Raw genomic sequence first — 13,460 nt, forward strand, 5'->3', positions numbered from 1 at the left:
TTCTGGAGAGACTGCAATGACCACCACTGACACCGCCCGTCCACGGACCCTGGCCGAGAAGGTCTGGGACAACCACCTCGTCGTCGAGGGTTCCGATGGCGAGCCGGACCTCATCTACATCGACCTGCACCTGGTGCACGAGGTGACGAGCCCGCAGGCCTTCGACGGTCTGCGTGCTGAAGGACGACCGCTGCGTCGCCTGGACCTCACCATCGCCACCGAGGACCACAACACTCCCACGTTGGAGATCGACAAGCCGATCGCCGACCTCACCAGCCGCACGCAGATCGAGACGCTGCGCCGCAACGCCGCCGAGTTCGGTGTCCGCATCCACTCGCTGGGCGACGCCGAGCAGGGCATCGTGCACGTCGTCGGTCCGCAGCTGGGGCTGACGATGCCGGGCATCACGGTGGTCTGTGGCGACTCGCACACGTCCACACACGGGGCGTTCGGTGCGATGGCGTTCGGCATCGGCACGAGCGAGGTCGAGCACGTGATGGCAACCCAGACGCTGCCGCTCAAGCCCTTCAAGACCATGGCGATCAACGTCGACGGCACGCTGAAGCCGGGCGTCACCGCGAAGGACATCATCCTCGCCGTGATCGCGAAGATCGGCACCGGCGGAGGTCAGGGCTACGTCCTGGAATACCGCGGCTCCGCGATTCGCTCCCTCTCCATGGAGGGACGCATGACGATCTGCAACATGTCCATCGAGGCCGGCGCCCGTGCCGGCATGGTGGCACCGGACGAGACGACGTTCGCGTACCTGGAGGGCCGTCCCCACGCGCCGAAGGGCCAGGACTGGGACGACGCCGTCGCGTACTGGCGCACCCTGCCCACCGATGAAGGTGCCGCGTTCGACGCCGAGGTCTTCATCGACGCGGACACGCTGGAGCCCTTCGTCACCTGGGGCACCAACCCCGGTCAGGGCGTCTCGCTCTCCGATGTGGTCCCGTCGCCTGACGATTACGCCGACCCGAACGAGCGCGCAGCTGCCGAGCGCGCGCTGGAGTACATGGACCTCGCCCCGGGAACCAAGCTCAAGGACGTCCACGTGGACGCCGTGTTCATGGGCTCGTGCACCAACAGCCGCATCGAGGACCTGCGTGCGTTCGCGTCGATCATCCAGGGGCAGAAGAAGGCGGACGGAGTCCGCGTGATGGTCGTTCCCGGCTCCGCTCGCGTGCGCCTGGAGGCCGAGGCGGAGGGCATCGACAAGATCGTCACCGACTTCGGCGCCGAGTGGCGCTTCGCGGGCTGCTCGATGTGTCTGGGCATGAACCCCGACCAGCTGGCACCGGGCGAGCGCTGCGCGTCGACGTCCAACCGCAACTTCGAGGGCCGTCAGGGCAAGGGCGGACGCACGCACCTGGTGTCGCCGCTCGTCGCCGCGGCCACCGCGATCCGCGGCACGCTGTCCAGCCCGAGCGATCTGCAGACCGCAGGAGAGGTGGCCTGACATGGAGAAGTTCACGACCCACACCGGTATCGCCGCGCCCCTGAAGCGCTCGAACGTCGACACCGACCAGATCATCCCGGCGGTCTACCTGAAGCGCGTCACCAAGACGGGCTTCGAGGATGCGCTGTTCGCCGGCTGGCGACAGGACCCGGAGTTCGTCCTCAACCAACCCGCGTTCCAGGGCGCGTCGGTACTCGTCGCGGGCCCCGACTTCGGCACCGGATCCAGCCGAGAGCACGCCGTCTGGGCGCTGCGCGACTTCGGCTTCCGTGTGGTCCTCTCGCCGCGCTTCGCGGACATCTTCCGCGGCAACTCCGGCAAGCAGGGTCTGCTCACCGGGATCATCTCGGAGGACGATCTGGAGCGCCTTTGGGCCGCGATCGACGCCGAGCCGGGCGTGTCCATCACGGTGGACCTTCCGGCGCGGACGGCGACACTGGGCGAGCTCACGGTTCCGTTTGAGATCGACGACTACACTGGTTGGCGGCTCTTGGAGGGGCTGGATGACATCGGTCTGACCCTCCGGAACGAAGACAAGATCGCCGCCTACGAGGCGCGTCGCGAATCCTGGAAGCCGCGCACCCTACCGGTGCAGACGTCCCCTGCAGAGTAAGGCCACCGCATGAGCATCACCCTGAACGACATCACCGGAACCGGCGGAATCGCACCAGGGGCGGGGGAGATCCTGTCCATCCGTGGCGGTCGTCCGCTGTCGGGTCGCGTGTCCGTGAAGGGCGCCAAGAACCTCGTCACCAAGGCGATGGTGGCGGCGCTGCTGGGCAACTCCGCGAGCACCCTGCGCGACGTGCCAGACATCAGCGACGTGGCGGTCGTCCGCTCGCTGCTCGAGGTGCATGGCGTTCGCGTGGTGGAGGGCGACGAGCCCGGCTCGCTGCTCATGGACCCGCGTGACGTGGAGTCGGCGCACATGGAGGAGATCGACGCCTACGCCGGTTCCTCGCGCATCCCGATCCTGTTCTGCGGTCCGCTGCTGCACCGTCTCGGTGAGGCCTTCATCCCCGACCTCGGCGGCTGCCGCATCGGTGACCGTCCGATCGACTTCCACCTGGACGCGCTGCGCAAGTTCGGTGCCGTGGTGGAGAAGCTGCCGAGCGGCATCCGCCTCTCCGCACCGCACGGCCTGCACGGTGCCAACATCCACCTGCCGTACCCCAGTGTCGGTGCCACCGAGCAGGTGCTGCTCACCGCTGTGCGCGCCGACGGACAGACCGAGCTCAAGAACGCCGCCATCGAGCCGGAGATCATGGACCTGATCGCCGTGTTGCAGAAGATGGGCGCGATCATCTCCTACGAGCCGAACCGGGTCATCCTCATCGAGGGTGTGAAGGAGCTCAAGGGTTACGACCACCGCGCGATCTTCGACCGCAACGAGGCCGCGAGCTGGGCAGCCGCAGCGCTGGCCACCGACGGCGAGATCTACGTCGAAGGTGCCCGCCAGCAGGAGATGCTGACGTTCCTCAACGTGGTCCGCCGCATGAACGGCGACTTCGAGGTGCACGAGGATGGGATCACCTTCCGCCGCGGCACCGGCGCGATGCGCGGCGTGACCGTCGAGACCGACGTCCACCCCGGCTTCATGACCGACTGGCAGCAGCCGCTGATCGTGGCGCTCACCCAGGCCGAAGGCCAGTCGATCGTGCACGAGACCGTGTATGAGAACCGCTTCGGCTTCACCGACGCCCTCGTCAAGATGGGCGCCGACATCATCGTGCACCCGCACGGTCTGCAGGACGGCCCACGCCGCGTCCCGCGTCGTCAGCTGGAGCAGGCGGCGGTCATCAACGGCTCGACGCACCTCACGGGCGCCGACATCGTGGTTCCCGACCTGCGCGGTGGATACAGCCACGTGATCGCGGCGCTGACCGCGACGGGCGAGTCCACGGTTCGCAACATCGGCATCATCCGCCGCGGATACGAGAAGCTCCTGCCGAAGCTGTCCGGCCTCGGCGCGGACTTCGACGTCATCGGCTGATCGCGTGCGCGCCACTTCGGAGAAGTCGCGTCCCAGCTGGTTCTGGCCACTGGGGGCGGTCGTCGTCCCGTTCATGAGTCTTCTCGCGAAGATCCGGTTCGTGCACCCCGAGAAGCTGCCCCGCGAGGGCGCGTACGTGATGGTGGCCAACCACTACTCCGAGATCGATCCGCTGATCGTCGCGGTGGGCGTCTGGCGTCTCGGTCGTGCGCCGCGGTTCATGGCGAAGGAGTCCCTGTTCCGGGTCCCTGTGCTGGGCTCCGCGCTGCGGGCGACGGGCATGGTTCCCGTCGCACGCCGCTCGACCTCGGCCTCGGCGAAGGAGACGCTCAAGGCGTCGAATGACATCGTCGAACACGGCCGTGGCGTGATCGTGTACCCCGAGGGCACGCTGACACGCGATCCGGACCTGTGGCCGATGCGCGGCAAGACCGGAGCGGTGCGGCTGGCTCTGGAGGCGGGGCTTCCGCTGATCCCCGCGGTGCAGTGGGGGGCGCAGGAGATCCTGCCGCGCTACGGAAAGCTGCGACTGTTCCCGTGGCGCAAGCCCGTTACCCTGGCGTTCGGCGACCCGATTGACCTCAGCGCATATGCCGGGCGCGAGCACTCGCAGTCCGCGCTGACCGAGGCGACGACCCTCGTCATGAATCGTCTGGCTGAGATGCTCGGTGAGGTCCGCGGCGAGCAGCCCCCGGCCGAGCGTTGGAATCCCGCACAGCACGATCAGAAGGAGACCGGCCGCTATGACGCCTAAGCCCTCCGTGCGCGCATCTCGCGTGGCAGTGGTCGGTGCGGGCAGCTGGGGCACGACCTTCGGCAAGGTTCTCGCGGATGCGGGTTCCGACGTCGTGATGTGGGCGCGCCGGCCCGAGCAGGCCGAGGAGATCTCTCGCGCCAAGCGCAACAGCAAGTATCTGCCCGGCATCAACCTGCCGCGGAACATGACCGCCAGCTCCGAGCTGTCGACGGTCGTCGATGGCGCGCACGCGGTGTTCCTGTCGGTGCCCAGCCAGTCGGCTCGGCAGAACCTCAAGGCGCTCCGACCCCTGATCGGCAACCTGGACGTTCCGATCGTCAGCCTCATGAAGGGCGTCGAGAAGCAGTCCGGGATGCGGATGAGTCAGGTCATCGCTCAGGAACTCCAGTGCGATCCGGACAGGATCGCGGTGGCGAGCGGTCCGAACCTGGCGCTGGAGATCGCCCGCGAGCAGCCGACCGCGGCCGTGGTCGCGTCGTCCTCGCGGGAGACGGCGGAGGCGATCGCCCGCCTCGCCTCCAACCGCTACTTCCGCACCTTCACGAACACGGATGTCATCGGCACGGAGTTCGGCGGGGTGTTGAAGAACCTGATCGCGGTGGCCATCGGCATCGTCGATGGTGTCGGCTACGGCGAGAACACCAAGGCGTCGATTATCACTCGCGGCCTCGTGGAGATGACCGATTTCGCCGTGGCATACGGTGCGCAGGCCGGAACGCTGCAGGGGCTGGCCGGACTGGGCGATCTCATCGCCACCTGCCAGTCTCCGCTGAGCCGGAACAACACGGCCGGACGCCTGCTCGGGCAGGGGTACGGCTTTCAGGATGTCGTCACGCAGATGCAGCAGACCGCCGAAGGGCTCGCGTCCGTCGGCCCGGTGCTGCAGCTGGCGGCCGAGGTCGGCGTGGAGATGCCGATCGTGCAACAGGTCAAGATGGTGCTGGATGGCACGATGCACCCCCGGGACATCGCCCCACACCTGACCACCGACGACGACACCCCGCAGGGGGAGAGGACGGACAATGGGCAAGCAGCGGGTGGTGGTGCTCTTCGGCGGGCGCTCCAGCGAGCATTCGATCAGTTCCGCCACGGCGGGCGGGGTGCTGCACGCGATTGATCGCGACCGGTTCGAGGTGATCCCGGTCGGGATCACGCGGGACGGGGCGTTCGTCTTGGAGGAGGACCGCCCGGAGAAGTTCGCGATGCTGGCCGAGGCGATGCCCGAGGTGCGCGACAACGGCACACGGGTGCTGTGGCCGGAAGCCGGTGGCGAGCGGGAACTTCGAGTACGTCAGGCGGATGGCTCCATTTCTGAGCCGATGCCGATCGATGTGGTCCTGCCGATCCTGCACGGACCCCACGGCGAAGACGGCACCATGCAGGGCTTCCTCGACATCCTCGGCCTCCCGTACGCGGGCTGTGGCGTGCTGGATTCCGCCGTCTGCATGGACAAGCACTTCATGAAGGTGGTGCTGAGCGCTGCGGGCATCCCGGTGTCTCCCGGATTCACCGTGACCGCCGCGGGCTGGGCTTCATCGCCCGAGGACATTCGCGCGGCCGCCGCACGGTATCCGCTGCCGTGGTTCGTGAAGCCGGCACGCGCCGGCTCCAGCGTGGGCGTTTCGAAGGTGCACACCGCCGACGAGCTCGACGCTGCGTTGAGCGTGGCGTTCGACGAAGACGACAAGGTGCTCATCGAGCAGGGCATGGCCGGGCGCGAGATCGAGGTCGCCGTGCTGAAGGGCATGCCCGGCGAGCCGTCCCGCGCGTCTCTGCCCGGTGAGATCGTCCTCACCCGCGATTTCTACGACTTCGAGGGCAAGTACCTCGGCGGCGACGGCGTCGACCTGGTCTGCCCGGCGGAACTCGACGAGGAGACCATCGCGCAGCTGCGCGAACTGGCCGTGCGAGCGTTCGACGCCGTCGATGGACAGGGACTTGCCCGCGTCGATTTCTTCGTGACCGCCGATGGCCCGATCGTGAACGAGCTGAACACCATGCCCGGTTTCACGCCGATCTCGATGTTCCCGCAGTGCTGGATCGCGACCGGCCTCAGCTACACGGACCTGCTCACGTACCTCGTCGACAACGCGCTCGCTCGCGCGTGAGATGAGGTGTCGCAGATCTGCGACAGGTCTGCGACGGCCCCGCCACCACGTGTGGCGGGGCCGTTCCTAGTCTGAGGACATGAACCCGCAGATGTCCCCGATCCGTCCCGCTCCCGCTGTCGCAACGGCGTCGACGAACGCGGTGGCCGTCGTCGCCTTCGTTCTTTCCCTCCTCGGTTTCTCCCTGATCCCGGTCATCCTCGGGCACATCGCGCTCGGTCAGATCCGTCGACGCGGCGAAGGGGGAGCAGCGTTCGCCGTGATCGGACTTGTGCTCGGATATCTCGAGCTCGTCGCGATCGTGATCCTGCTGGTTGTGGCGGCCGTCGGCATCCTCGTCGCGGTGACGGCCTCGTGAGCGGGTCCGATACGGTGAAGAACATGAGCGCGTTTCGGGGGAGAGCACTGCTGAGCGCGACGGTGCTTGTGACCATGCTGCTGACCGGCGGCTGCAGCGCCACAATCGCACCGGACCCGAACGCCGGCACCGCGAACAGCGCATCGTCGCCGTCAATCCCCGCCGCCGGGACCGACAGCGGAAGTGCGACGACCGACGCGCCACAGCCGAGCACCGGTGCACAGAACACGGCCTCGGGCACCGGTTCGGTGACGGCGCAAGAACACCGCGCGGCTCTGGCGAAGACCGTGGATCAGCAGCTCACCTGTGGTGGCGGCAACCTGGAGATCACGGAGTTCTCCGTGCGCGTCGAAGTGACCGACGACTGCGACACCATCGTGGTGACGGGCAGCTCGGTGATGGTGCTCGCGCAGAATGTGAAGACGCTAGTGGTCGACGCCTTTTCCACGGACGCCCTGGTGGCATCCGCTGATGCGATTCGTGTGACGAGCAACGGCAGCTCCACCACGGTGCGCTGGGAGAGTGGCGCTCCGTCCATCGAGGACGCCGGTTTTGCGTCGGATCTCCGCCTCAGCGAGTTCGCCGAATGAGTGCGCAGGCTGCAGGGGAGGCGAACGATGACTGAGTCGACGGTGCTGCTCGTGGACGATGAAGAGCCGATCCGCGCCACGCTGGCTCCGTATCTGGAGCGCAGCGGATTCCGCGTCCGCACGGCTGCGGATGGCGAAGAGGCTCTGACCGCCGTTGTCGCCGAACCGGTAGACATCATCGTCAGTGATGTGATCATGCCTCGCCGCGACGGGCGCTCGTTGCTGCGTGAGTTGCGTGGTCGACAGGATTGGACGCCCTTCATCCTTCTGACCCGCGTGGACCAGGCATTCGAACGATCCGCCGCGCTGGACGAGGGAGCCGACGACTATCTGGGCAAGCCGTTCGATCCGCCGGAGCTCGTGAGTCGCATTCGGGCGGTGTTGCGGCGAGCGCGACCCGGACAGCGCTCCCTCGCCTCGGCCCAGGTGCTGCGGGCCGGAGAACTGGAATTCGATCGCACGGCTCGGCGAGTCCGACTGCGCGGGCGGGACGTTGACCTCACACCTCGTGCGACGACGCTGTTGGAGTACCTGATGAGCCATCCTGACGAACTACACACGCGGGATCGACTGCTCGCCACGCTCTGGGGGTACGAGTTCGCGGTGACCACCCGCGCCATCGACCACCGCATCGCCGAGATCCGTCGCGTTCTCGGCGACGACCCGCAGGAGCCTCGGTACGTGGAGACGGTCCAGGCGTCCGGATATCGGTTCGTCGCCGCGGTGAGCGGATCATGACCCGCGCTCGGCTCTGGTGGGCGTTGCTCCCCGTGGGCGTCGGGCTGATCGTCGCGCTGGTTCTCGTCGCAACCCGCACGAACGCGACGCTGGTGCTGTCGCTGCCCTTCGCGACCCTGACCCTGACGGTGGCGGTGCTGGTGTCGTTGCTGTGGATCGCGGTCGTGCTGATTCGTCGAAGTCGGGTCGCCCTCGCGGCACGGGCCGGCGCAGAAGCAGACGCCGCCTCGCGAGCGGAGCGCGCACGGTTTCTTCGTCGGCTCGATCATGAGGTGAAGAATCCGGTCACCGCTATTCGGACGGGACTCGCCACCGGAGATGCGGCTGCTCTCACGATCGCACGTGTGCAGTCGGAGCGTCTCAGCTCGCTGGTCTCCGACCTGGCGAAACTCGCCGAGCTGGAGACTCGTGCTCTGGAACGCGAGGCCGTCGACCTCGAGGTGCTGGCGCATGATGCTGTCGAGGCCGTGGCGGTCCGGTATCCCGAGCGCAGCTATCGCGTCGAGTTCGGCCGCGTGCCGTGGCCGGTTCCCGCAGTCTCCGGGGATCCGGACCTGCTGGCGGTGGCGATCTACAACCTCGTCGGCAACGCCGCGAAGTACTCGGATCCCGGTGCGACCATCGAAGTGCGCGGCACCGAACATGACGGGATCGTGACCGTGGAGGTCGCCGATACCGGATGGGGCATCCCGGCCGAGGAAGTCGACGGAGTCTGGGACGATCTCGCCCGCGGCTCCAATGCGCGCGCCGTCGAAGGTACCGGCCTCGGGCTCCCCGTGGTGCGGGTGATCGCGCGGCGACATGGCGGCGACGCCTCGCTGCGATCGCAGGCGGGTCAGGGCACGCGAGTGGTGCTCACCGTGCCCGTACGCTGACCGGACAGGCTGGTGATCCTGAGCGAAGCGGGTAGGACGTCCCGGGACGGGGGAGTCGGCGCCGGTCAGCTGCTCGGGCGTTCGGTGCAGGTGGCGAGCACGCGGGAGCCGAGCATCGGCTTCGCGAATCGATCCAGCACCTCGGTGGGAGAGAGGCCGTCGGTGCGGGACGAGATGTACAGCTGCACCGCGGGCTCGCGACCGAACGTCGTCACGCGATAGCGGTCCTTATCGGTGGAGTCCACGAGCCAGTCGATGCCAGCGATGGTCTGGCACGGCGTGGTCGAGGCCATCGGAACCTCCACACCGCACGCCATCAGGATCTCCGCCTTCGATCCCCAAGCCGCGGTGGACTGCGCATCGGTCCACACTCGGGGCAGACCGGCGATCGTGTCGTACGAGCCTGTCTTGTTGAGCTGGGCCATCATCGCCGCGCACTGCGGGTCGTCGGCGTTCGGGGCGGCCTCCATCGCGATGGTCTGCGAACATCCCGTCAGCGAGAGAACGAGCGCCGCGGTGGCGAGGGATGCGCCGACGAGGGCGCGGAATCGACGGAGGAAGCTCACCCCTCCAGGCTAACCCGGCCGCCTCCGCGTCTGCCGCGTGGCCGGCTGGGCGCTCGGGTAGCGTGGAGGGATGTCTGAGGCCCCCACTCGCGCCCCCGATGCCCCCGATGCCACCACCCCGATCTCGGCGGTGTCGGAGGCGGAGCTGCTGGCCTGGATCACGGGTCGAGTGCCTGACGCGCGGGTCGACAGCGCGACGCGCCTCGGGATCGGAGACGACGCTGCCGTGCTGCGCTTCAGCGGCGACGCGGTGGTCACGACGGACACCCTCGTGCACGGACCGGACTTCCGCCTGGCATGGTCGGACGCAGTCTCACTCGGGTGGAAGGCGGCGGCGGTCAATCTCGCCGATATCGCCGCGATGGGTGCGCGTCCCACGGCACTGCTGATCGCGCTCACGCTTCCCGCGACGCTGCCGCTCGGGTGGGTCGGCGAGTTCTATGACGGCCTCGTTCAGGCGTGCGGTCGATTCGGCGACGACATCCAGGTGGTCGGCGGGGACGTCACGGTTTCGCCGACGCTGACGATCGCCGTCACGGCGCTCGGGGACCTGCGCGGCGCGCGCGCCGTGCTGCGCAGTGGCGCGCGAGAGGGGGATGTGATCGCCCTCGCGGGTGAGCAGGGACCCGCCGCTCGCGGTCTGCGCGTGCTGTTCGAGCGGTTCCGAGATGAAGACGGCACTCCCGTCCCGATCGACGACGCTCGACTCACCGCCGCCGAGCGGTTCGATGTGAGTCGCCAGCTCCGGCCGGAGCCGCCCGTGAGGCTCGGCGAGCAGGCGGCCGCCGCCGGCGCCCACGCGCTCATGGATGTTTCGGACGGTCTCGTGATGGACGCGCGACGAATGGCGCGAGCCTCCGGTGTGCGCTTCGACTTCGAGGCGGCGCTGCTGGGGGACGATCCCGCGTCGGCACTGGCCGGGGGAGAGGACCACACCCTTCTTGCGGCGTTCCCGGCCGATGTCGCGTTGCCGGAGGGGTTCCGTCGCGTCGGTCGGGTGTACGGGGCGCCCGCCGGAGAGGTGACCGTGGACGGAACCGCCTACGACGCACGCGGCGGCTGGGACCCGTACCAGGACTGGGACACCGCGCAGGGCTAGTCGGGGCCTCTGGGTCATCGAGGAGCGTGTCGGCGCCCACCGTGCACGGGGACCGGCCCGTACCGAGATCCGGACACCCGGGCGGGATCGTCGGCGTTGCGAGCTGGTCGGACGCCGAACTCAGTCCTGAGGGTGTGATTCGTCGGTCGCGGGTTCGCCCCACCAGACGGTGGTGTCGCCGTAGGTCTTGTCGCGCATGGCGGACATCCCGGCCGCAGCCCAATCCGGCGCCGGGGAGCGCTTTGCCCGCTCGACGATGACCACCGCATCGGGCGAGAGCCGTGGTGCCAATGCCGTGAGCACGTCGCCGATCTCGCCGTCGGTCACGTCGTAGGGAGGGTCGATGAAGACCAGGTCCCAGGTCAGGGTGCTCGAACGCAGGAACGGCAGCACGCCGGTCTGGTGGACGCGGGCGCTGACACCGGTCGCCTTCGCGACCGCCGTTGCGTTGCGGGTCGCCACGGCCGCCGCGGCGCGGGCCTTCTCGACGAGGTCCACCGCGCTTGCGCCGCGGCTCGCGGACTCGAGTCCGAGCGCGCCCGAGCCGGCATACAGGTCCAGCACGCGCGCACCATCGATGAGGTCGTGCGTCTCGAGGCTGCCGAACAGCGACTCGCGCACGCGGTCGCTCGTGGGTCGGGTTCCCGCATCGGGAACCGCCAGTCCGAGGCCTCGGGCCGCACCCGCGATGATCCGTGTCACGCTCCCAGCCTATCCACGCCCGGGTCGCTGGCCGAGCGGCAGTGTCCGGGGTCGACAGTAGGCTGGAGGGGTGCAGTTCGGCGTGGATACCAGCCTCGAGACCGCGATCGGTGCGAAGACCGCCGGCGTGCTCGCGAAGGCGTTCGACATGCGCACCGTGGGTGATCTCATCGGTCACTATCCGCGACGCTACGCCAGTCACGGTGAGCTGACGCCCATCCGATCACTGCCGATCGGGGAGCAGGTCACCATCGTCGCCGAAGTGCGCAAGGCGTCGGAGCGTCAGATGCAGGCCCGCCGTGGATCCCTCGTGGAAGTCGTCATCGGCGATGGCAACGGCGAGATGGCGCTCACCTTCTTCAATCAGAAGTGGCGGCTGGGAGAGCTCCGCCCGGGCCGCCGCGGGATCTTTGCGGGCAAGGTGGGCCTGTACAAGGGCGGCCTGCAGTTCGCTCATCCCGAATATGAACTGTTCGACGATGAGTCTTCGGTGGACGCCGCGCGCTGGGCGAACACGCCCATTCCGATCTATCCGGCCACGGCCGCTCTGACCAGCTGGCAGATCCGCAAGACCGTCGAGGCGGTATTGGACAAGCTCGGCCCGGTGCCTGACCCGCTGCCGTCGGAGTTCGCGGCGGCACACAAGTGCATCCCTGCGCGCGACGCGATCGAGGCCGTGCACCGCCCCGAGACGGTGTCGCAGGCGCATGTCGCCCGACACACGCTTCGCATGCAGGAGGCGCTGCTGCTGCAGACGGCATTGCTGCAGCAGCGTGCGGAGGTGCGTCGGCTGCATGCCGTCTCGCGGCCGGCGGGTTCCCTCCTCGAGCGGTTCGACGCCGCCCTGCCCTACGCGCTGACGCCGGATCAGGAATCGGTGGGCGCGGTCATCGCCCAGGACCTTGTGGGCGAGTGGCCCATGAATCGGCTCGTGCAGGGTGAGGTCGGATCCGGAAAAACCCTCGTGGCGCTTCGCGCGATGCTGCAGGTGGCGCAGACGGGAGGCCAGTCCGCGCTGATCGCGCCGACGGAGGTGCTGGCGGCCCAGCACCTGCGATCGATCACGAAGATGCTCGGTCCGCAGCTCGCTCCGGAACTGATCCCGACGCTGCTCACGGGGCAGATGCCGGCTGCCGAACGCCGCAAGGCCGCGCTACGCGTGGCCGCCGGTCAGTCCCGGATCGTCGTGGGAACCCACGCGCTGCTCAGCGAGAGCACGACCTTCGCCGAGCTCGGACTCGTCGTGGTGGACGAACAACACCGCTTCGGCGTGGAGCAGCGCGAGACGCTGCGCGCAAAGGGCACCGCACCGCATGCGCTGGTCCTCACAGCCACCCCGATTCCACGCACCGTGGCGATGACCGTGTTCGGTGATCTCGACGTCTCGACCATCCGAACGATGCCCGCAGGTCGGGCGGGTATCACCACTCACGTCGCCCCGCTGGCCGACAAGCCGAGCTGGTTCGGGCGTGTCTGGGAACGCGCGGCCGAGGAGGTGGCGCAGGGACGTCAGGTGTTCGTCGTGTGTGCAGCCATCGACGCGCAGAAGGAGCTGGTCGACGGTGAGCTCCCGCCGCCGGTGGAAGGCGAGGCCACGGGACCGCAGTGGGGCGTGGTGCAGGTCGCGGAGATGCTCGCCGTGCACCCGTCGTTCGCCGACATCAGGGTCGCCGTGCTGCACGGGAAGATGCACTCGGACGAGAAGGACTCGATCATGCGGGCGTACGCCGCCGGCGAGATCGATGTGCTGATCGCCACGACCGTCATCGAGGTGGGCGTGGACGTCCCGAACGCTTCCACGATGATCATCCTCGAAGCGGATCGCTTCGGCGTCTCGCAGCTGCATCAGCTCCGCGGACGCGTCGGACGAGGCGGCGTTCCGGGACTCTGCCTTCTCGTCACGGAGGCGGAAGACGGCACACCCGCTCGCACGCGGGTGGAGGCGGTTGCGGCGACGCTCGACGGCTTCGAACTCGCGGAGGTCGATCTGGAGCTACGGGGCGAAGGCGATGTGCTGGGCGATGCGCAGTCGGGTGTGCGTTCGTCGCTGAAGCTGCTGCGTGTGGTCAAGGACGCGGACACCATCGCTGTGGCGCGCGCAGAAGCCGAGCGACTATTGGAGGCGGATCCGACGCTCGCCACCCACCCGGCACTCGCCGAGGCGGTCGCGCGTCGTGTCACCCAGGCCGAGCGCGCTGCCCTCGGCAAGAGCTGA

Annotated in this window: 14 protein-coding genes; 12 read left to right on the top strand and 2 right to left on the bottom strand. The window is 68.4% G+C overall.

The window, feature by feature from the left end; genetic code table 11:
* The first annotated feature begins 16 nt into the window (after positions 1–16).
* The 10 genes from leuC to ABTV68_RS08575 all read left to right on the top strand — a co-directional run bounded on the left by leuC (position 17) and on the right by ABTV68_RS08575 (position 8,878).
* Positions 17–1,459, top strand: coding sequence for a 3-isopropylmalate dehydratase large subunit (leuC, locus tag ABTV68_RS08530; protein ID WP_433677209.1), 1,443 nt, complete (start codon positions 17–19; stop codon positions 1,457–1,459).
* Position 1,460: 1 nt separating this feature from the next.
* Positions 1,461–2,072 (top strand): 3-isopropylmalate dehydratase small subunit, encoded by a 612-nt coding sequence (gene leuD, locus ABTV68_RS08535; RefSeq protein ID WP_433677210.1) that lies wholly within the window; start codon positions 1,461–1,463, stop codon positions 2,070–2,072.
* A 9-nt stretch (positions 2,073–2,081) separates the two neighbouring features.
* Positions 2,082–3,452, top strand: a complete 1,371-nt coding sequence (gene murA / locus ABTV68_RS08540; RefSeq protein ID WP_433677211.1) for a UDP-N-acetylglucosamine 1-carboxyvinyltransferase — start codon at positions 2,082–2,084, stop codon at positions 3,450–3,452.
* Between the two features lie 4 nt (positions 3,453–3,456).
* Entirely contained in the window at positions 3,457–4,206 is a 750-nt protein-coding gene (locus tag ABTV68_RS08545) for a lysophospholipid acyltransferase family protein (protein WP_433677212.1), read from the top strand.
* Positions 4,196–5,326, top strand: a complete 1,131-nt coding sequence (locus ABTV68_RS08550; protein WP_433677213.1) for an NAD(P)H-dependent glycerol-3-phosphate dehydrogenase — start codon at positions 4,196–4,198, stop codon at positions 5,324–5,326. The genes ABTV68_RS08545 and ABTV68_RS08550 overlap by 11 nt, the downstream gene beginning before the upstream one ends.
* Positions 5,232–6,317, top strand: coding sequence for a D-alanine--D-alanine ligase family protein (locus tag ABTV68_RS08555; protein ID WP_433677214.1), 1,086 nt, complete (start codon positions 5,232–5,234; stop codon positions 6,315–6,317). Before ABTV68_RS08550 ends, ABTV68_RS08555 begins: the two co-directional genes overlap by 95 nt.
* Positions 6,318–6,396: 79 nt before the next feature.
* Entirely contained in the window at positions 6,397–6,675 is a 279-nt protein-coding gene (locus ABTV68_RS08560; protein WP_433677215.1) for a DUF4190 domain-containing protein, read from the top strand.
* Positions 6,676–6,698: 23 nt separating this feature from the next.
* Positions 6,699–7,265: a hypothetical protein gene (locus tag ABTV68_RS08565; RefSeq protein ID WP_433677216.1), complete on the top strand. Its 567-nt coding sequence runs from the start codon at positions 6,699–6,701 to the stop codon at positions 7,263–7,265.
* A 27-nt stretch (positions 7,266–7,292) separates the two neighbouring features.
* Positions 7,293–8,003: a response regulator transcription factor gene (locus tag ABTV68_RS08570; RefSeq protein WP_433677217.1), complete on the top strand. Its 711-nt coding sequence runs from the start codon at positions 7,293–7,295 to the stop codon at positions 8,001–8,003.
* Entirely contained in the window at positions 8,000–8,878 is an 879-nt protein-coding gene (locus ABTV68_RS08575; RefSeq protein WP_433677218.1) for a sensor histidine kinase, read from the top strand. The genes ABTV68_RS08570 and ABTV68_RS08575 overlap by 4 nt, the downstream gene beginning before the upstream one ends.
* Positions 8,879–8,943: 65 nt before the next feature.
* Here the strand turns inward: ABTV68_RS08575 and ABTV68_RS08580 are convergent, their stop codons facing one another.
* The gene (locus tag ABTV68_RS08580; RefSeq protein WP_433677219.1) at positions 8,944–9,444 is read right to left on the bottom strand and encodes a DUF3515 family protein; all 501 of its coding nucleotides are present in this window, start codon (positions 9,442–9,444) and stop codon (positions 8,944–8,946) included.
* 70 nt (positions 9,445–9,514) lie between these two features.
* Here ABTV68_RS08580 and thiL point away from each other — a divergent pair, with 70 nt between their 5' ends.
* Complete coding sequence (gene thiL / locus ABTV68_RS08585; RefSeq protein WP_433677220.1) at positions 9,515–10,543, top strand: thiamine-phosphate kinase; 1,029 nt, start codon at positions 9,515–9,517, stop codon at positions 10,541–10,543.
* A gap of 120 nt (positions 10,544–10,663) precedes the next feature.
* On the opposite strand, the gene rsmD is transcribed toward thiL, so the two are convergent.
* A complete protein-coding gene (gene rsmD, locus ABTV68_RS08590) occupies positions 10,664–11,245 on the bottom strand; it encodes a 16S rRNA (guanine(966)-N(2))-methyltransferase RsmD (protein ID WP_433677221.1) in 582 nt (193 codons plus the stop codon).
* 70 nt (positions 11,246–11,315) lie between these two features.
* Here rsmD and ABTV68_RS08595 point away from each other — a divergent pair, with 70 nt between their 5' ends.
* Positions 11,316–13,460 carry an ATP-dependent DNA helicase RecG gene (locus ABTV68_RS08595; RefSeq protein ID WP_433677222.1) on the top strand — a complete coding sequence of 715 codons (2,145 nt, stop codon included), beginning with the start codon at positions 11,316–11,318 and terminating at the stop codon, positions 13,458–13,460.

Source organism: Microbacterium gorillae (assembly GCF_050990725.1).
Classification (GTDB): Bacteria; Actinomycetota; Actinomycetes; order Actinomycetales; family Microbacteriaceae; genus Microbacterium; species Microbacterium gorillae_A.